Below are 20820 nucleotides of genomic sequence, written 5' to 3'. Positions count from 1 at the left end.
GGTGAGGGTTAAAGTACTGCCGTGTGGGTTACAGACCCATTTGCGCGCAAGTGCTTCACATTCCCCTTACGGGGCCTGTACGTTCACCGTCGGCGTGGCTCGCCCGCGCCACAGGCCGCGGGGGCGGTCGCCGATCCGGGCAGCGGAGCGTCCAGGACGGCGGTGTTCCGCACGCTCCGAGCATGGCCGAAAAAGAGTCCAAGAAACGGTCACCGAGAGCCAGTTGGCCACGACGACCGTCCGCTGAAGCGGCTCACCGGGCCACCGCCGAACAGTAGTCCTCGTCCGTGGCCAGGAGGTTGCGATGGGTGTCCTCGGCGGCGATGACGCCGTCGTCCAGTACGAGGACTCGGTCGGCGGCGTCCAGGAGGGCCGGGCTGCTGGTGATCACGACGGTCGTGCGGCCCCGGCGCAGCTCCGCGATGTTGCGCGCGATGAGCTGTTCGGTCACCGCGTCGACGGCTGTCGTCGGGTTGTGCAGGACGAGGACGTCGGTGTCGGCGGCCAGGGCGCGGGCCAGGGACAGCCGTTGGCGCTGGCCTCCGGAAAGGTTCGCGCCGCGGTCGCGTACGGCGTAGTCGAGCCCTTCGCGGTGCAGGGCGACCACGTCGGTCAGCATGGACGCCTCGACGGCCTCGGGGACCGTCCGGCTGGTGCCCGACGGGTCGATGTTCGAGCGGAGGGTGCCCGCGAAGATCTCCCCGTCGTAGGGGTTCACCAGCAGGTGCTCGCGGACCGCCTCGATCGACAGATCCGCCAGCTCCTGCCCGCTGACCCGCACCACTCCCTCGTACGCGTCGGGCGGGACCTTCACGGCCAGGATCGACGCGAGGTCGGCCGCCGCGCGCGGCTGGTAGGCGGCGATCGCCAGGAACTCGCCCGCGGTCACCTGGAACCTCAGCTTGCGCAGGGTCCCGTATCGGACGCAGTCGATCTCGAGGTCCTGGCCCGCGGCCGGGCGCCGCGGTCCCGGGGTCGTCACCGGCGGCGCGGTCAGCACCAGCGCCATCCGCTCGGCCGACGCGCGCGCCATCATCACGTACTTGGGCATCTCCGAGAACAGTTTGAGCGGTTCCATGATGAACTGCGCCAGCCCCACGGCCATGACGAGCTCCCCGATGGTGATCCGGCCGTCGAACGCAAGCCGGCCGGCCGTCAGCGTCACCGCGGCGGCGAGGACCGAGTTGAGGGCCAGCGCGGTGCCCGCGTACACACCGTTCACCCTGGCGACGGTGATCGCCTGGCGCTTCGCCTCCGTGCTGACCTTCCGATACGACCGGAACGCCGCGTGGTTGCCGCCGAAGCCGTGCAGCGGGCGCAGGCCGATGATCAGGTCGGCGACCTTGGCGCCCGCCCGCGCCACCCGCGCCTGCTGTTCCTGGGTACTGGCGCCGATCCGCTTCGACAGCACGCTCAGGACCGACAGGATCGCGACGGTACCCACGATCACCAGCACGCCGAGCCGGACGTCGGCCAGGCCCAGCGCAACCGCCGCGACCAGCACCGCGACCAGCGAGCTGATCAGCAGCGGCACCACCTCGATGATGTCGGCGGTCTGGTCCGCGTCCTCGGTCGCGATGGTCAGCACCTCGCCGGACTTGAGGTCGATGTCCCGCGCCACCGGCTGGAGCCCGCACTCCGCGACCCGCACCCGCCAGCGGTGCGCCTCCGTGGTGTTGGCCTTCTGCAGGATGCGCATCCCGAACCGCCATGACAGCGACACGGTCGTGATGATCACGGCCAGCGCGGCGATCGACAGGCCGAGCGAGCCGAGGTTCCGGTCCCCCTTCATCGTGTGTTCGACGATCAGGCCGAGCGCGATGGGGAAGGCGGTCTCCCCCGCCTGGTACAGGCCCATGAGGACGGTGCCCCAGACCATGGCGCCGACATTGCGCCGCAGCGCGGTCCGGAGGATGTGGGACCCCGGGCGGGGCCGCTGCGTGTCAGGAGTTGTCATCGAGGTGGTCATCGAGGTGGCGGGCAATCGCTTCCGGGGTTCGCAGGGTGAACAGGTCACGGATCGTGATCACTGGACCGTACTCGCGGCGGAGCAGGCCGATCAGCCGCACCGCCAGCATGGAGTGACCTCCGAGGGACACGAAGTCGCTCACCGCGCTCACCTCGTCGTCCTCCAGGTCCAGTGCCTCGGCGAAGAACTCGCAGACCACGGTCTCGGTCTCGGTCCGAGCTCCCCGCTCCCCCGCCGTGGTCAGCGCGCCCAGCGGCTTGGCCTCCGGCAGCGCCTTGGTGTCGGCTTTCCCGTTCACCGTCAGCGGGATGCCGTCGACCTGTGCGTAGTGCGTCGGGCGCAGGAAGTCCGGCAGCCCGGCGCCCACTTCGGCGGCGACCGCCGCCAGGTCCGAGCCGTCAAGGACGAGATAGGCGGCCAGCCGGTACGCCCCGTCCACCTGCGGGTCGGGTTGCGCCACCGCGGCGACGAACCGCACCGCCGGGTGCGCCGCGAACACCGCCTCGACCTCGCCCAGTTCGACCCGGTGCCCGCGGATCTTGACCTGCTGGTCGGTGCGGCCCAGGTACATCAGGTTCCCGTCGGGCCGCCGGACCACCAGGTCCCCGGTGCGGTACATGCGCTCGCCGGGTTCGCCGAACGGGCACGCGACGAAGCGGTGCGCGGTCTGGGCCGACTGCCCGAGATAGCCGCGGGCGATGCCGATGCCCGACACGTACAACTCCCCGGGAACGCCGTCCGGCAGGGGCCGCAGCCACGGATCCAGCACGTACACCTCCGTGTTGTCGATCGCCACTCCCACCACCGGGTCCTGGCATTCGAAGGTGCCGACGCCGAGGGTGTTGATGGTGTACTCGGTGGGTCCGTACAGGTTGTAGCCGACCGTCCCCTCGGTCTCGGCGAGCCGCTGCCACAGCGTCGGGGTGACGGCCTCGCCGCCCAGCAGCACCAGCGCCGGCCGCCGCGCCGGGTTGTCCAACAGTCCCTCGGCGACCAGCTGTTGCGCGTAGGTCGGGGTCACGTTGATGACGTCGATGCCGTGCTCCAGGCAGTACTCCACCAACCGGGGCGCGTCGCGGCGCAGTTCCTCGTCGCAGATGTGCACCTCATGGCCGTCGGCGAGCCAGAGCAGCTCCTCCCACGACATGTCGAACGCGAACGACACGGTGTGCGCGATCCGGAAGACCCGGTGGCCGTGCTGCGCCAACACCGGCTCGAAGATGCGACGCTGATGGTTGATCAGCATGTTGGTGAGCCCGGCGTACTCGGTCACCACGCCCTTGGGCTTCCCGGTCGAGCCGGACGTGTAGATCGTGTACGCGGGGTGCCGCAGGCGGTCCGGGTCGTCCGGCGCGAACGTCGGATACGGCTCGGCCTCGGGCAGCGGTCGGTCCAGCTCGACCAGATCGCCGGTCAGCCGGGGCGATACGGCGCTCACGGTCAGGATCACCTCCGGGCGGGCGTCCGCGACGATCGTGGCGATCCGCTCGTCCGGGTGGTCCAGCTCCAGTGGCACGTACGCGGCGCCGACGCGCAGTACGGCGAACAGCGCCACGATCGAGTCGAGGGAGCGTGGGACGGCGAGGCCCACGGTCGACTCGGGGCCGATGCCGCGCCGGGCGAGCACTCCCGCCACCGCGCGGCTGCGGTCCCGCAGCCCCGCGAAGGTCATGCTCTCGCCGTGGGCGACGAGCGCGACGCGCTCCGGGTCGCGGTCCGCCGCCCGGTCGAACCGGTCGACGACGGTGTCCGTGCCGACGTCCCTGCGCGTTCCCGCCGAGGGCTGCGGCCCCAACCCCCGCAGCGCGCCCACCGGGCCGCTCGACCGGGCCAGGTCTTCGAGCACCCGCAGGTAGTCGTCGAGGAGACGACGGGCGTTCCCGGTGTCGTCGTCGCGGTACTCCAGCTTGACCGTGAGCCGCTCGCCGGGCGTGACCACCCACGTGAACGGATAGTGGGTGGAGTCGTCGGCCTTCACCGAGGTGATGCCGTGCCGGGCATTCATCTCGGCGAACGCGTCCATGTCCAGGAAGTTCTGGAGCACGAACAGGTTGTCGAACAGGGTGTCGTGGCCACTGGCCCGCTGGATCTCGCCGAGCCCGAGGTGCTCGTGCTCCATCGCCTCGACCCTGGCCGCCTGTACGGCCGTCAGGTAATCCCGGACGGTGTCGTCCGGCCGTGCCCGCGTCCACAGGGGCACGGTGTTGAGCAGCACGCCGACGATGTCGGACAGGCCCTCGCCCTCCCGGCCGGAGACGGTCACGCCGAACACCGCGTCACCGCGGCCCGTGTGGGCGCCCAGCAGGAGGCCGAACGCGCCGGTCAGCACCGAGTACAGGGTGACTTGGTGCGTCCTGGCCGCGTCCCGCAGCAGGTCCGACTGTTCGGCCGACAGCGTGTGTACGAGCGCGCGCGGCAGGTCGTCCGAGAAGGACGGCGCCGGTCCGGCGAGCAGCGTCGGGCCGGGAAGACCGGCCAGGTGCTCCGCCCAGAAGCGTTCGGAGACGGCGGAGTCCTTGGCGTCGAGCGCCCGGGCGTAGTCCTCGAAGCCCGGCGTGGCGGGTGCTGCCACCAGCGACTCACCCGCGAGAACGGCCTGGTAGGCGTCGAACAGGTCCCGCAGCACGATCTCGCGGGACCAGCCGTCCCACAGCAGCAGGTGGTAGCTCAGCAGCAGGCCGTCGCGTTCGTCGGGCAGGCGCACCACGGTCAGCCGGATCAGCGGTGGCTCACCCGGGTCGAAGCCCGTGTCGCGGTCGCGGGCGCGCAGGGCGTCGACCTCCGCGTCCGTCGCCACCTCGACCGTACGGACGGCGACTTGCCGACCCGCGCTGAGGACCTGGACCGGGTTTCCGTCGTCGTCGGTGGTGAAGCCTGCGCCCACGACCGGGTGCCGCGCGATCACGTACGCCATCGCCTCGGCCAGCGCGTCGGTGTCCAGACGACGGTCGAAGGTGAACCAGCTCTGCGCGACGTAGTGTCCGGCCGAGCCCGCCATCTGCGCCTGGAAGAACAGGCCCCGCTGGAGCGGGGTGACCGGAGCCGTGCGCTCCGCCGTCGTAGCGGTGGTCGCGATGCGTTCCAGGGCGCTCAGCCAGTGCTCGGTGATCTCGTCGGGGATGCCCTCGGCGAGGGTGAAGGCCGCGTGCAGGCTTCCGGTGGCCGCGTCGGTCCACGCGTTGACCTCGACGGCGTACGGGCTGCCCTGGTCGCCGCCCGTGATGTGCAGCGCCCGGGACTCGTCGCCCCGGCCGAGGTAGTTGAACAGCACCTGCGGGCGGGCGTTCAGCAAGGGGGCCGTCTGCGGGTTGAGGTACCGGAGTTGGCCGTAGGCGACGTGCCCGCCTTCGTCCGGCTGGCGGTCGGCGACCTCGCGCGCCGCCGTGACGGGGTCGGTGTGCGCCGTGAGCCGCACGGGCGCGATGGAGGTGAACCAGCCGACCGTGCGGGTGTAGTCGTGGTGTTCGAGGACCGGGACCCGGCCGTGCCGCTCCAACTCGATCGCGAGATCGGTGGGCGACGGCTGGATCTGCGTCAGCGCGGTGCGCAGTGCGCCGCACAGCAGCTCGGTGAGACCGACACCGAGTGCGGCGGGCGCGGTACGCGTCACGCGGTCGCTCGCCTCGGGCGCGAGCACGACGGTGGTCTCGCGCAGCCCCTCGACCGCGGGCAGCAGCGCGGGCGCCCGGAGGGTGGTGAGCCAGTGCCCGAGGTCGTCGATCGCGGGGGCGGATCGGAGCGTCAGTGCTTCGGCGTACTCGGCGTACGACGTGGTCGGCGGCGCCAGTGCCTCGCCGCGCAGGGCGGTGGCCAGGTCGTCCAGCAGGATCAGCCAGGACACCGAGTCGACGGCGAGGTGGTGCACGGTGACCACCAGGGTCCGGCTCGCCGCCAGCCACGAGAAGGCGATGACGTCCCCGGACTCGGGATCGAGCCGTCCGGCGGCTTCGTTCGCGGCGGTCGTCGCGTCGGCCGTGTCCGGTCGTACGACGGTGACCTCGCGGGCGGGTTCGGTACGCAGGGCCCACACCCCTTGCTCGACGCACAGCCGCAGCCGGAGGACCGGGTGCGCGGCCACGAGGGCGTTCGCGGCGCGCTCGACATCGGCGAACCCGGTGCCCTCGGGGGCCACCAGCGTCCTGGCCTGGGCGAACCGCGCGAGCGATCCGCCCAGTTCACGCCGGCGCAGGATGATCGGGGTCGGGGGCAGCGGGCCGTCCTCGCGGCGGGCGGCTGCGGAGGCGGGGGCCTGCGGTGTGCGCGTCCCCAGGTGCTCGGCGAGCGCGCGCGGTGTCCTGAGCAGGAACACGTCCCGTGGCGCGATCGGCAGACCGAGCGCCCTGGCCCGGTTGATCACGGTGATGGCGACGATGCTGTCGCCTCCGGCCCGGAAGAAGTCGGTGTCACCGTCGACGGCGGCGCCGGGCAGTGTGTCGGCGAAGATGCCGACGAGTGAGGCGAGCACGGAATCACTCGCGGCCGTGCTGAACTCCGGTGCGGCGTCGCGCCCCACAAGGGGCGCGGGGAACTGCGCGACCAGCCCCCACCGGCCCGCGGATTCATCACCTTGCGCATTGGCTCGCTCGATCAGCGCCTTGCGATCCAACTTGCCATTGACCGTCAACGGCAGCGCGTCGACCGACAGCACCCGCCCCGGCACCATGTGCACGGGCAACTTCGTGGACAGCGACTCGACGAAGTCACCAGGCACCCGGCCCACGACGTGCGCGACCAGGTGATCGCCGCTGTCCGCCACGGTGACGGCCACGTCGACCACGCCGTCGAGTTCCCTGATCGCGGCCTCCACCTCGCCCAACTCGATGCGGAACCCCTTGAGTTGGACCTGGTCGTCGGCGCGCCCCGCGAACTCCAGCTCACCGTCGAGCGTACGACGTGCGAGGTCGCCCGTGTGGTACATGCGGGAGCCGTCACCGGCGAACGGGTTCGCCACGAACCGGCCGGCGGTGAGCCCCGGCCTGCCCAGGTATCCGAGCGACACCTGGTCGCCGGTGACGTAGATGGCGCCCACCCGGCCCGGCGGCACCGGGCGGAGCCGGTCGTCGAGCAGGTAGGTGACGAGGCCGGGAATCGGGCCGCCGATCGGGCTGACGTCGTCGCCGAGGTCGAAGTCCTCGTCGGTCAGCACCCGGTGGGTGACGTGGACGGTGGTCTCGGTGATGCCGTACATGTTGACCAGCTCGGGCGAACCGGTGCCGTGCCGCTCGACCCAGCCGCGCAGCCGCCCGAGGCCCAGCGCCTCGCCGCCGAAGATGATCCGGCGCAGTGCGGTGATCGGCTGGTCGGCATGCCGGTCCGCCTCGATGAACTGGTAGAACGCCGACGGGGTCTGGTTGAGCACGGTCACGCCGCGCTCGCGGACCAGCCGGTGGAAGTCGACCGGGGAGCGGGTCAGCCCGTACTCCGGCACCAGCAGCTCACCGCCGTGGGCCAGCGCGCCCCACAGCTCCCAGACCGCGAAGTCGAAGGAGAAGGAGTGGAACTGGACCCACACGTCGCGCGGGCCGAAGTCCATGTATGGCTGGGTGTTCGCAAGCAGCGTCACCACGCTGGAGTGCGGGACGACCACACCCTTGGGCCGGCCGGTCGATCCGGACGTGTAGATCACGTACGCGGGGTCGTGCCGGCCGACCTCGGGCGCCGTGTTGTCCCCCACCGGCAGCTCGTCCCCCTGCACGAGCACGCGGGCCGACACCCCTGCCCGGGCCAGCAGTTCCGTGAAGCGGTCCCGCTGCTCTCGGTCCACGAGAACGACCTGTGGAGCGGCGTCGGCGAGGATGTACTCCAGCCGTTCGTCCGGGTACGTCAGGTCCAGCGGCACGTACGCGCCGCCCGCGCTGACGATCGCGACCAGGGCGACGACCTGCTCCACCGAGCGCGGGACGGCGACGGCGACCCGGTTGCCCGGCCCGACACCGGCCGCGCGCAGAGCCGAGGCCAACTCGTTCTTGGTGTCCGCCAGTTCGCCGTAGGTCAGTGATCGGGTACCGCCGTCGAGAGCGCACTGGGTGACGGCTGTGGCGGCCGGGTCGCGGCGCGCGGCGGCGTCGAACAGTCCGCCCAGGGTTGTCGGGACCCGCGCGGGACGCCGCTCGCTCTCCGGCGCCAGGTCATCGACCAGGGCGTCCGGACGAGTGAGCAGGCCCGTGAGAGTCCTGGTGAACGTGCGCAGGATCGCCCGGGCGCTCGCCTCCCGCAGCAGCTCACCGTCGTAGATCAGGTTGAACCGCGGACGACCGTCGACCGCGCGCTCCACCACCAGCGTCAACGGGTAGTGCGGGGCTCCCTCGTTCACGATGTCGGTGATGACCAGCGTGTCGTCGGGTCGCCGCAGAGCGTCCGCATCGGTCGCTACGTCGAACACCACCAGGGTGTCGAACAGAGGGCCACCGGCGCCCGATTGGCGGCCGATCCTCGCCAGCGAGACGTGCTGGTGCGGCAGTACCGCACTCTGGTGCTCCCGCACGGAGGCGAGCAGGTCGCGGGAGGTGGTCGTGCCGGCCCAGCGGGCGCGTACGGGGATCGTGTTGATGAACAGACCCACCATGTCCTCGATGCCGGGCACCTCCGCGTCGCGCCCGGACACCGTGGAGCCGAACACGACGTCCCTGCCGTGCAGGAGGCCGCCCAGCGTCACCGCCCAGGCGCTGTGCACGGCCACGCTCAGCGGCATGCCGGCCGACCGGACCGCCGCGTCGATGTCGTCGTCCGGTTCCACGGCGGTGTCGGCGAACCGGTCGGACGGGGTGTGCCGCTCGGCGACGAGTGAAGGGCCGGGCAGCTCGGCGAGCTGTTCGCGCCAGACCCGGTCGCTGTGCTCCTGGTCGCGTCCGGCGAGCCGGCGCACGTAGTCCGGGAAGCCGCCGAACGCGTACACGGTCCCCGGCGCGTGGTACTCGGCCAGCAGCGCGCGGAGTATCGGCGGCACCGACCAGCCGTCGGCGATGATGTGGTGCACGGTCTGCACCAGGACGCTGCGGCCGGAGCCCGCGCGGATGAGCGTGTACCGCATCAGCGGGCCGGTGGCCAGGTCGAACCCGGCGCGGCGGTCCCGCTCGGCGTGGTCGCGGATCTCGGCGTCGGTGATGCCGGGGCGTTCCAGCGTGGTGAAGGGCGCCTCCACGCCGCTCTCCAGCACGGAGACCACACGGCCGTCAGTGAGAGCCACGAACCGCGCTGCCAGGTTCGGGTAAAGGGTGAGCAGGCGAGTGGCCGCCGCCGCGAGCCGGTCGGCGTCCACCTCGCCGTCCAGCGTGAGCAGTTGCTGCTCGACGTAAGCGCCCGCCGAGTCGTCGTCGAAGACCGAGTGGAAGTACAGGCCCTCCTGCAAAGGGGTCAACGGCAGGATGTCCCGCAGCGCCGGGCCGTCCAGGGCGTCGACGTCCGCCTGCGTGAGCGGCACCAGGCCGAAGTCGCTGGGCGAGTGGCCGCCCTGGTCGAGCGCGGCCAGCTGGGTCAGGACCGCCCGGAAGTATTCGCCGAGGGTCGCGATGTCCTCGTCGGTGAACATCCCGTCGGGCCAGGAGATGGCGGTGACCAGCTCGTACTCGCCGGTCGAGGCGGCGGGTTCGGCGATCGCGTTGAACTCCAGGGCGCGCGGCAGGCGCATGCTCGGGTCGCGCCTCTCGCCCAACTGACCGGTGGCACCCGCGAGTTGCCAGTCCCCCGACGCGCCCGCGTCGAAGCGGCCCAGGTAGTTGAACAGCACCTGGGGTGCGGGCGCGTCGAACTCGGTGTCGGTCAGGTACCGCAGGGCACCGTACGAAACACCGTTGTCCGGCACCCGTGCGAGGTCTTCCTTGACCGACTTGAGCGCGGCGGCCAGGTACTCGGGTGCGGTGAGATCGGCCGCCGCGCCGGGGTCCACGGTCACCGGGAACAGGGTGGTGAACCAGCCCACGGTCCGCGACAGGTCCGGCTCGAAGCCGGCCGTGCCCGCCACGAACCCGCCTTCGCGGCCGTGGCCTTCGAGTTCGACGTGCGCGAACGTCTGGTCCTGGCCGAGGTCGCGGCGCCACCGGGCGAGGGTGACGGCGAGCGCGGTCAGCAGTACGTCGTTGACGCCCGCGTGGAACTTGGCGGGGATCTCGCCCAGCAGCGCGGCCGTGACCTCGGGGCCGACCGAGACGGTCCGCACCCGCTCCCTGGCGACGGTGTCGGCTTCGGACAGCGGGCGCCTGCCCACCGGTTGGTCGTCTTCCGGCAGGGGACGCCAGTAGTAGGTACTGTCCGCGTCGAACGCGGCGCGCTCCAGCAACTGCGTCCAGCGCCGGAACGACGTGCCCACCGGGGGGAGCTCGATCGGCCCGCCCGAGGCGAACTGCCGCCAGGCCGTGGCCAGGTCCTCCATCAGGACCCGCCAGGACACGCCGTCGATCACCACATGATGGGCGACCAGGACCAGTTGGCGTGCCTCGCGGCGCCAGACGGCACGCAGCATCACACCGCCCGCCGGGTCCAGCCCCTCGGTGGCGAGCGCGACGCACTCGTCGAGCGGCCGGTCGCTCTCGTTCCATCCGGCTGCGGGGTGGTCCGCCTCAGGACCAGCGCCGGTCTGCTCCGCCTCCGGGATGTCGAAGCTCCAGCGGTCCCCGCGCACCAGCTTGGCGCGCAGCATGTCGTGGCGTCCGACCACGGCGGCGAGGATCTCGTCGAGAGCGTCGGCGGTCAGGTCCGCCGGGGTGTTCAGCACCACCGACTGCACGAAGCCGTCGATCGCGTCCGTGGTCTCGCCGAGCCACTGCACGATGGGCGATCCCACGACGGAACCGGTCGCGACGTCACCGTGGTCGACGGTGGAGACGTCCTCACGGCTCGCCACCGCCGCCAGCGCCCCCGCCGTGCTGTGGGTGAAGATCTGCCGTGCCGTGACATGGAGACCCGCGTCACGCAGCGCGCTCAGCAGCGAGATCGCCAGGATGCTGTCGCCGCCGAGCTGGAAGAAGTCCTGGTCGACACCGACTTCTTCGAGCCGCAGCACCGCCGCGACCGCCGCGCACACCGCGCGCTCGTTCTCGGTCGCGGGCGGGACGAGCGAGCCCGTCCCGATCGCGGGCTCCGGCAGCGCGTTCCGGTCGAGCTTGCCGTTCGCGGTGAGCGGGAACTCCTTCATCACGACGATGTGGGCGGGCACCATGTACTCCACCATGTGCGCGGCGGCCCACGCCTTGACCTCGTCGGCCCGCAGATCCTCGCTACCGGCGGCCGGGATCACGTAGCCCACCAGGTAGGTGCCGCCCGCCGCGTTCTTCTGGGCGACGACGCAGGTGTGCCGTACGCCGGGGTGCTCGGCGAGACCGACCTCGACGTCCTCGATCTCCAGCCGCATGCCGCGGATCTTGATCTGGTTGTCGGCCCGGCCGAGGAAGTCCAGCGACCCGTCCGGCGCGAACCGCGCGAGGTCACCGGTCCGGTACAGCCGGGACCCGTCCCCGGCGAAGGGGTTCGCCACGAACCGGGACGCGGTCAGGCCGGGTGCGTTGACGTACCCGCGTCCCAGGAGGAAGCCGCCCACGTACAGCTCGCCGCCGACCCCGACCGGGACCGGGCGCAACTCGTCGTCCAGCACGTACAACTGGGTGTTGGGGTTGGCCTTGCCGATCGACGTCGACAGGCGTTCCGCCGCGCCCCGGTAGATGACGTGGGAGACGCCGATGGTCGTCTCGGCCGGGCCGTAGCCGTGGTACATGGGGATGTCGAGCCGGGTGCGGAACCGCTCGTACAGCTCCGGGGTCAGCACCTCGCCGCCGCACCACACGTGCCGCAGGCTGTCCAGCTGCCCGGAGTCGCCCGCGATCTCAAGGAGCACGTCCAGCATGGACGACACCAGGTAGGTGAAGGTGACGCGCTGCTCGGCGATCACACTCAGCAGGTGGTGCGGGTCGCGTTCGCCGCCGGGCCGCAGGACCACCAGCCTGCCGCCGGACACCAGCGGCAGGAAGATCTCGTTGATGGAGATGTCGAAGGACAGCGGCGCCTTGAACAGCGACGCGTCGTCATGGCCGAAGCCGAGGATCTCGTCGACCTGCCACAGCAGGCGCTCGCTGATCGCCTCGTGGCGGATCATCGCGCCCTTGGGCCGCCCGGTCGATCCGGACGTGAAGATCACGTAGGCCAGTGCCGTGCCGGGGACGGTGACTCCGGTCCCCTCGGTGGGGTAGGAACCGAACCGCCAGTCGCCGAGGTCGACGGCCACGGCTTCGGGTTCACTCGGGTCGTGTTCGCCGCACTCGTTGAGCTGTACGACGACCCGGGCGTCCTTGATGACGACGGCTCGGCGCGCGGCGGGCCACTGCGGATCGAGCGGCACGAACGCGCAGCCCGCCTGGAGCACGCCGAGCAGCCCGATCACCATGTCGGCGGAGCGGCCCAGTGAGATACCGACGACCTGTTCGGCAGTGAGCCCGCGTTCGATCAGATGGTGGGCCAACTGGCTGGACAGCACGGCTGCTTGACGGTACGTCAGCGATCGGTGCTCGTCGACGATGGCGACGGCGTCCGGCCTGGTCCGCGCCTGCTCGCGGAACATCTCCACGATGGTCGGGCGCACCCGGCCGGCCTGGGTGTCGTTCCACTCGGCCAGCGCCTCAAGCCTCGCCGCCACGTCGGCCGGGCCGATCGTGCCGATGGGCCGGTCCGGGAAGTCGGCCAGGTCGTCCAGCGCGAGCTGCGCGTCGCCCGGCGCGACGCCTTCCGGTACGGCGATGCTCCAGCCGTCCGCGCCGTCCAGGCCGTCCGCGCCGGGCACGCCGGGCACGCCGGGCACGCCGGGCACGCCGGGCGCGCCGATCTCCCAACCGCCGGGCCCCTCCCCGCCGTTGTCGACCCACCCGAGGACGTCGGCGAACAGGGTGCCGGGGGTGAGGTCGATGCCGTCGGGACTTCGGCCCGTCGCCCAGTACGACAGCCCGATGGCACACGCTTCGGCGATGGTCCTGTCGGAGAAGTCCCCGGCTCGCCGGCGTAGATCGGCCAGGCGCGCGGGAGGGAGCAGTACGAGACGAGCGCTCGGTTCCACCATCGAAGACTCAGCGCCCCTTCCAAGGCATGAAAGCTGACCCAACCTGCTTGGGGACCTACTCAGGGACCTGCACAGGAACCTGCTCAGGGATCTGCTCAGGGATCTGCACAGGGACCTGCTCAGGGTGACTAACCACCTTCTCGCCAGGCCCGCCACAGCCGCGCATACCGGCCGCCCAGCGCCACCAACTCCTCGTGCGTTCCCTGCTCCACGACGCGGCCCGCGTCCAGCACGGCGATCCGGTCCGCCGCCATCGCCTGGGTCAGCCGGTGCGCCACGAACAACGTGGTCCGGCCCGAGCACGCGGCCAGCACCGCCCGCTCCAGCTCGGCGGCGCCCTCGCTGCCCGCCTCCGCGGTCGACTCGTCGAGGACGACCACCGGCGACCGGCCCAGCACCAGCCGGGCCAGGGCGATCTGTGCGACCTTGGTGACGTCCAGGCGCTCGCCGCCCTCGCCGACCAGGGTGTTCAGCCCTTCGGGCAGCGCGTCGACCCAGCCGTCGGCGCCGACCGCGCGCAACGCGTCCATCAGCTCGGCGTCAGTCGCTTCCGGCGCGGCCAGCCGCAGGTCGTCGGCGAGCGCACCGGAGAACACGTGCGTCTCCTGCGTCAGGATGCTCACCAAGGCCCGCGCCCCGGCCTCGTCCAGACCGGCCAGGTCGGTCGACCCGACGCGCACCGACCCGGCCTGCGGGGTTCCGATGCCCGCGATGAGCGCGGCCAGGGTCGTCTTGCCCGCGCCCGTCGCCCCCACCAGCGCGAGCGAACCGCCGGCCGGGATCGTCAGGTCGACATCCCTCAGGACCGGCTCCTCGGTGTCGGCATAACGGAACGTCAGCCCTTCCACCGTCACCGAGTACGGCGCGGCGTCCGCCGGCGCGACGGACGTGTCGCCGACCAGCCGGTCCTCCGCGGACTCCCCCAGCACCCCGACCAGCCGGGTCAGGCTCGCACCCGACTTCTGTGCCTCGTCGAAGGTGAACATGATGGCGCCCAGCGGGGCGAACAGCCGGTGGAACAGCAGCGGGGCCGCCGACACCTCGCCCAGGCTGGCGGCATCGGCCTCCAACAGGGCGTACCCCACCACGAGGATCAGGACCAGGCCGATGAACTCGGCGCGGTTCTCCCTGCCCACGAACCGGCCGAAGAACCGGAACACCTCGATACCGAGATCACGCACCCGCCACGACTCGCCGGTGACCTTCTCGCGGAAGGCGTTCTCAAGGCGGTAGGCCCGGACCGTGTCGATCCCGTTCAGACCGCTCATCAACGCCTGCGCACGGTCGGCCTGGGCCACCCGCTGCTTCCGGTAGAGCGGGGCGGAGCGGGGCAGATACCAGCGCAGGGCCAGCGCGTACGCGGGCAGCGCGCCGGCGCCCGCCAGGCCGAGTCGCCAGTCGAGCCCTAACATGCCGGCTGTGGCGATGACGACCAGCACTCCCGCCGAGAACACCGTGGGGACGGCCGTCCGGATGCCCTTGGAGATCACTGCCACGTCGTCGCCGACCCTGGACAGCACGTCGCCGCGGCCGACCTGCTCGATCCGTGCGCTCGGCATCCCCAGCACCGCCCGGACGGCACCTTCCCGAAGCCGCGCGAGCAGATCCGCGCCCAGCCGCCCGATCAGGTAGGTCGACACCGCGGTGGCCGCCGCGCCGAGCAGCGCGGCGCCCACCATCAACACCCCGATCCTGACGAGGATCGAGCGCGGTTCGCCCTCGACCACCCCGTCGACCACCCGGCCCAGCAGGAGCACCGGGAGTACCTGGAGCGCCGCCCCGGCCACCGTGGTGAGCACGGTGGCGACCGTCAGCCAGGGCACCTCGCGGCAGTGCGCCGCGACCCATCGGGTGGCCTCGCGTCCGGTCGCCGTGCGCAGAGTTGCCGCCGGGGCGACGCGCGTGTCGGTGGCGCTCACACCTACTCGGCCGACTTGACGAGCTCGTCGATGGCGTACGGCATGGACAGCAGGGTGCCCTGGGAGATGGCCGCGCCGACCGCGGGGCCCTCGCTGTCCAGCAGGTACGACACGTTGCCCTTCTTCACGGCGTCCAGATTGGCGAACAGCTTGAACTTCTTCAGCGCTTCCGTGTCCGCCTTGTCGTTGATGACGAAGATGTGGTCGACGTCGACCAGGTCGATGCGCTCAGGGGAGAGCTTGGTGTAGAAGCTGCCGTCCGCGACCTTGTCGATCTCGGTCTGGTACTTGAATCCGATGCCCGTCACCAGCCGTCCGCGCACGTCGGTGGAGGTGAACGGCGCCACGGAGTCCTCGTACCAGGACAACGCGACGGCGGTCTGGTCCGCGAACGCGGGGTGCGCCTTCTTGGCCGCGTCGAGCTGCCCCTGGATGTCCGCCACCATCTCCTCGCCCTCCTCGGCCTTGCCGAGCGCCTTGGCGATGTGCAGCGCGTTGTCCTGCCAGGGCGCGCTGAACGGCTCCTTCTCGGCCTTGGTACGGCCCACCGTCGGCGCGATCCGGGAGAGCTTGTCGTAGGCGGCCTGGTCGATCTCGGAGTAGACCGCGATGATCAGGTCCGGCCGCAGGGCGGCGATCTTCTCGTAGTTGGGACCGGAGTCCCCGTTGCTCATGATGACCTCGGGCTTGGTGTCGCCCCACTTGTCCTTCACCCAGGGCCACTGGGTGTTGATGTCGGGGCTCTTCCCCGCCGGGTTCGGGTACTGGTCGACCATGCCGACGGGCTTGATTCCGAACGCCAGGATGGTCTGGTCGTCGGTGTAGCCGACGGAGACGACCCGCTGGGGAGCCTTGGTGACCTTCGTGGTTCCGAACGCGTGCTCCACGGTGACCGGAAACGCGCCGGCGGCAGCCGGGGTGTTGTCGCTCGCCTTGTCCGCCGAGTCGGGCGAGTCGGAACCGCATCCCGCGAGGAGGCCGACGCCGAGAGTCGCGGCGGACAGAATCGCCGCCAACCGCCGCCGGGATCTCTTGAGCGTCGTTCGATGGAGGAGCATCCGAAATCCCTTGCTGTCGCGCTGTCCACTGCGCCCCCATACAAAGGGCAGGCAAACCTTACCGCGCCAAGGTGAGGTTAGCCTAGCCTTACTAAGACAACTTCGCCGGGACGTGGCCGAGTTGGACGTGCGTGCGGCCGATCGGCACGATGAGCGGCCGGTCGCCCACCGGGTCGTCGATCACCTTGGCGCGCAGCCCGAACGCCTCGTGCAGCAACTCCGCGGTGATCACGTCACGCGGGTGCCCCTGCGCCAGGATCGACCCCTCCCTCATCACGACGAGGTTGTCGCTGTAGCGCGTGGCCAGATTGAGGTCGTGCAGCACCATGACCACGGTGCACCCCGACTCGTGCAGGTCGTCCACCAGGTCGAGCACGTCGATGGCGTGCGCCAGGTCCAGGTAGGTGGTCGGCTCGTCGAGGAGCAGCAGGTCGGTGCCCTGGGCCAGGATCATCGAGATCCAGACGCGCTGGCGCTGACCGCCGGACAGCGAGTCCACCGGGCGGTCGGCGAGGTCGGACACCCCGGTCATGGCCAGCGCGCGCTCCACCACGGCGGCATCGTCCGACGACCACTGCCGCAGCCAACTCTGGTGCGGATGACGGCCCCTGGCGACCAGGTCGGACACCGTCAGGCCCTCGGGCGCGACCGGTGCCTGAGGCAGCAGGCCGAGCTTCTTCGCCACGTCCCTGGTCCTGAGCTTGACGATGTCGTCGCCGTCCAGCACGACCGTCCCCTTGCTCGGCTTGAGCAGTCGCGACAGGGTCCGCAACAGGGTCGACTTCCCGCAGCCGTTGGGGCCGATGATCGTGGTGATCACGCCTGGAGGTATCGCCACGTCGAGGCCGTCGATGACGCTCCTGGCGCCGTACCCGACCGTGACATCCCTGGCTGCCAGACGTGAGGTCTGATCGACCCCGGACTCGATCCCGGTGACGGACTGAGCGACCACAAGGCCCCCTCGTTTAGGCTTGCCTAACTTTGTACCAGCTATCTGAGGTTCGCCCGCACCAGCAGATAGACGAGGAAGGGGCCGCCGATCGCGGCGGTGACGACGCCGACCGGGAGGCTGATCGGCAGCGCTGTACGCGCGACCAGGTCCGCGCCGATCAGCAGCAGCGCTCCGACCAGGCCGGAGGCCACCATCGGCGGCGTCGGGCATCTCGCCAGACGCATCGCCACCTGCGGCGCCACCAGCGCGACGAACGGGACCGGGCCCGCCGCGCTCACCGCCACAGCGGCCAGCAGGACCGCGCACAACAGCAGGACGGCCCGCACCATCGCGTACCGGACGCCCAGGCCCGCGGCGACCTCGTCGCCGAAGTGCATCGGCTTGAACTGGAACGCGACGCCTGACACGACGACCAGGAGGACGAGCGAGCACCAGAGCGCCACCCAGACCTCGTCCCAGGACCGGTTGTCCAGCGAGCCGACCAGCCACGCCTGGGCCCGGGCCACGTCCCTGATGTCGGCGGTGACCAGCAGCCAGGTGGTGATCGCCTCCATCACGGCGCTGACGGAGATGCCGATGAGGATGAGCCGGAAGCCGTCGATCCCGCGCCGCCACGCCAGGAAGTACACCAGCAGTCCCGTGCCGAGACCGCCGGCGAGCGCCGCCGCGGACAGGCCCACGGAGTTGACGATCGCCGCGGAGGCTCCGCCCGACACCGTCACCAGGAACACCGAGACCGCGCCGGCGCCCCCGGTGATGCCCAGAATGTCCGGGCTGGCCAGCGGATTGCGCGCGATGGACTGCGTGATCGCCCCGGACACCCCCAGCGCGATTCCCACGACGAGCCCGGCCAGGGCGCGCGGCATTCGCAAGTCCATGATCACGAACTCGTCGACCCGCTCACCACCGCCGAAGATCGTGGCGATCACCTGGGGCAGGCCGATGGAGAAGTCCCCGATGCTGATGGACACGCAGAAGACCAGGAAGGTCAGCGCCGCCAGCAGCAGCGTGACGAACAGGATCCAGGGCCGCCAGACGAACGACACCTGGCCGAGCCGCACGCCCGGCGCCATCGATGGCTTCACGTCTGCCCCGTCCGGCGTCACGTCTGCCCCGTCCGGCGTCACGTCTGCCCCGTCCGGCGTCACGTCTGCCCCGTCCGGCGTCACGTCTGTCCCGTTCATGCGTTCTTGAACTTTCCGCGCCACACCAGAGCCGCGAAGAAGGGAGCGCCGAGGAGAGCGACGACGACACCCGCGTCCAGCTCGCCCGGCCGCACCACCAAGCGCCCCACGATGTCGCAGACCAGCAGGACGACGGCCCCGAGCAGACCCGCGTACGGCACCAGCCAGCGATAGTCAGGGCCGGTCAGATACCGGGCCACGTGGGCCACCATGAGCCCGAGAAACGCGATGGGGCCGCACGCCGCCGTCGCCGCGCCCGCCAGCAGGGTGATGGCGATGATGCCGACGGTCCGGCTCAATGCGATGTTCGCTCCCAGCCCCCGCGCCACGTCCTCACCCAGGTTGAGCAGGTTGATGGTCGGCAGCGTGGTCAGTGCCAGCACCAGTCCGACCGCGATGAACGCGGTCACCGGCCAGATGACGTCGAATCCGACGCCGGCCACGGAGCCCGCGTTCCAGAACCGCAGCGCGTTCAGCGACGCCTGGTTGGACAGCGCGACCGCCGTGGTCATCGCCATGAGGAACACCGTGATCCCCTGCCCCGCCAGTGCGAGCGTCAACGGGTTGCCGGCCCCCCGGCCGATGCTGGCCAGCCCGAACACGACGACACCGGCGACCGCCGCCCCCAGGAAGGCGAACCACACGTACTGGAACGGGTTGGAGAACCCGAACACGGCGATCACCGACACCACCGCGAACGAGGCGCCGGTGTTCACCCCCAGCAGGCCGGTGTCGGCGATCGGGTTGCGTGTGTACCCCTGGATCAACGCCCCACCGACTCCGAGGGCGATGCCCGCCACGATCGCGAGCACCGTCCGGGGCACCCGTACGGTCTGCACGATGAGCCGGATCTCGGTGAGTCGCTGGTCGGAGTCCGGCGCCGCGAACAACCCGTGCCACACCTCGACGGGACTCAACGCGCGCGCACCGACAGCCAACGACGCCGCCCCCGCGACCGCGAGGATCACCACAAGCGTGCCCAAACCCACAACCCGCCGCCGACGGGCCCCTGTTGTGCCCCCGGGCGCGGGGCGCTCCACTCCAGTCGTGGCCATGTCGACGTACGGTATCCCTTTGATCCCTTTGATTTCGCGGGGTTGCACAGTGCTGCCGCACCTGCCGGGTGCGGTGCCACCAGGCAGGGCGCGGCGGTGTGATTCCGGTGCGGACCCGTGCCCCGAAGGGGCGAGCAGAACTGCGCGACCAGCCACGGACGGCCCGCAGAATCCATACCGCCCCTCCGGCGGAGCGCCTAGCGGGCGGTACTGCCGATTCCGTCGGCCACCGGCCTCCGGGCCTCGCCGGAGGCGGACTTGACGCTCCGCTCGAGGAGCGAGTCCAGGATCTCGCCGACCCTGATCGCGGTGTTGGACAGCAGAGCCGACGTGATGCCGTGCGTGTGCTCCGTGCCGCCCTGCAGGTAGATGCCGCAGCGCAGGCCGGCATCCGTCGCGATGCGGTAGTCGCGCTCGACGCGGACGCGGCCCGTGTCGTCGCGGAGGCAGCGGTCCGCGACCTCGCCGAGCAGGCCGAGTGGGTCGGCGGGGCTGTAGCCGGTGGCGAAGACGACGACGTCCGCGTCCAGGGTGGTCTCCTCGCCGGTGACGAGGGATGTCACGGTGGCCCGGACCTTCTCCGGCGTCTCCTTGACGTCGGCGAGCCGGGACACGTTGAGGAAGCGCAGCCGCTCGGTGCCGAGGACCTTCTCCTGGTACATCTGCCGGTACAGGTCGTCGATCAGGTCGATGTCCACCACGGAGTAGTTGGTGTTGCCGTGGTAGTCCATCAGCCGGCGCTTGACGTCCTCGGGGGCGGCGAAGTACTCGTCGACCGCCTGGGGGTCGAAGATCCGGTTGGCGAAGCTGCTGTCGTCGGCGGGGCTGTAGCCGTAGCGGGAGAAGACCGCGCAGACCTCGGCCTCGGGGAAGCGGCGGTGCAGGTAGGCGACGTTCTCCGCGGCGCTCTGGCCGGCGCCCACGACGACGAACCGAGAGGGCGAGGTGCCCTCCAACTCGTCGACTTTCGCAAGTAGTTCGGAGTTGTGCCAGACGCGGTCGCCGCGCTCCACGCCCTCCGGCATGAGCGGACGCAGCCCGGTACCGATGACGAGGTTGCGGGCCCGGTGTACGGCGAGACCCTCCCCCGACCGGACGGTCACATCGAGGTACTCCACGGCCCCGTCACGGACGACCGGCTCGACGGCGACGACCTCGTGGTCGTAGGAGACCATGTCGTCGACCTTGGCGGAGGCCCACTCGAAGTAGTCGTGGAACTCCACCCGCAGCGGGAAGAGGTTCTTGTGGTTGATGAAGTCGATCAGCCGGCCCTTGCTCTGCAGGTAGCAGAGAAAGCTGAACTCGCTGGCCGGGTTCCGGAGCGTCACCAGGTCCTTGAGGAAGGACACCTGCATGGTCGCGTCGTCGATCAGCATGCCCCGGTGCCAGCCGAAACGTGGCTGCTGCTCGAAGAAGTGAGCGGTGATCGCCTCCTGCCCGTCGAGGCGCGCGTTGTGCTCGCTGAGCGCGATCGCCATGGCCACATTGGACGGTCCGAATCCGATGCCAATGAGGTCGTGGACCGTTGATGCGTCATCAGGATGAACCTGTGACATGTCACTCCCATCGTGCGGGGCAGTCGCCTGCCAGGCGTGGGGGAAAGCACGAAAAGCGGGCACGCCGACGAAGCGACCTGCCGGAAACT

8 protein-coding genes are annotated in these 20820 nt (G+C 70.8%); all 8 read right to left on the bottom strand.

Going from position 1 to position 20820, the window contains the following annotated elements; translation table 11 throughout:
* Positions 1 to 253: 253 nt before the first annotated feature.
* Complete coding sequence (locus ACFYO2_RS32450) at positions 254 to 1957, bottom strand: ABC transporter ATP-binding protein (RefSeq protein WP_388356094.1); 1704 nt, start codon at positions 1955 to 1957, stop codon at positions 254 to 256.
* Positions 1944 to 13007, bottom strand: coding sequence for an amino acid adenylation domain-containing protein (locus tag ACFYO2_RS32445; protein WP_388356092.1), 11064 nt, complete (start codon positions 13005 to 13007; stop codon positions 1944 to 1946). Before ACFYO2_RS32445 ends, ACFYO2_RS32450 begins: the two co-directional genes overlap by 14 nt.
* A gap of 128 nt (positions 13008 to 13135) precedes the next feature.
* Entirely contained in the window at positions 13136 to 14926 is a 1791-nt protein-coding gene (locus ACFYO2_RS32440) for an ABC transporter ATP-binding protein (protein WP_388356090.1), read from the bottom strand.
* 2 nt (positions 14927 to 14928) lie between these two features.
* Positions 14929 to 15984: an iron-siderophore ABC transporter substrate-binding protein gene (locus ACFYO2_RS32435; protein ID WP_388356088.1), complete on the bottom strand. Its 1056-nt coding sequence runs from the start codon at positions 15982 to 15984 to the stop codon at positions 14929 to 14931.
* A gap of 91 nt (positions 15985 to 16075) precedes the next feature.
* Entirely contained in the window at positions 16076 to 16936 is an 861-nt protein-coding gene (locus ACFYO2_RS32430) for an ABC transporter ATP-binding protein (protein ID WP_388356086.1), read from the bottom strand.
* A gap of 38 nt (positions 16937 to 16974) precedes the next feature.
* Positions 16975 to 18009: a FecCD family ABC transporter permease gene (locus tag ACFYO2_RS32425; protein ID WP_388356340.1), complete on the bottom strand. Its 1035-nt coding sequence runs from the start codon at positions 18007 to 18009 to the stop codon at positions 16975 to 16977.
* A gap of 107 nt (positions 18010 to 18116) precedes the next feature.
* Positions 18117 to 19175 (bottom strand): FecCD family ABC transporter permease, encoded by a 1059-nt coding sequence (locus ACFYO2_RS32420; protein ID WP_388356084.1) that lies wholly within the window; start codon positions 19173 to 19175, stop codon positions 18117 to 18119.
* A 197-nt stretch (positions 19176 to 19372) separates the two neighbouring features.
* Positions 19373 to 20731: a lysine N(6)-hydroxylase/L-ornithine N(5)-oxygenase family protein gene (locus ACFYO2_RS32415; RefSeq protein WP_388356082.1), complete on the bottom strand. Its 1359-nt coding sequence runs from the start codon at positions 20729 to 20731 to the stop codon at positions 19373 to 19375.
* Positions 20732 to 20820 lie beyond the last annotated feature (89 nt).

Origin of the sequence: Streptomyces sp. NPDC006602 (genome assembly GCF_042870385.1) — a bacterium.
Taxonomy (GTDB): Bacteria; Actinomycetota; Actinomycetes; order Streptomycetales; family Streptomycetaceae; genus Streptomyces.
Note: the sequence above shows the minus strand (reverse complement) of the source record. Positions and strands in the feature narration are given on the sequence as shown.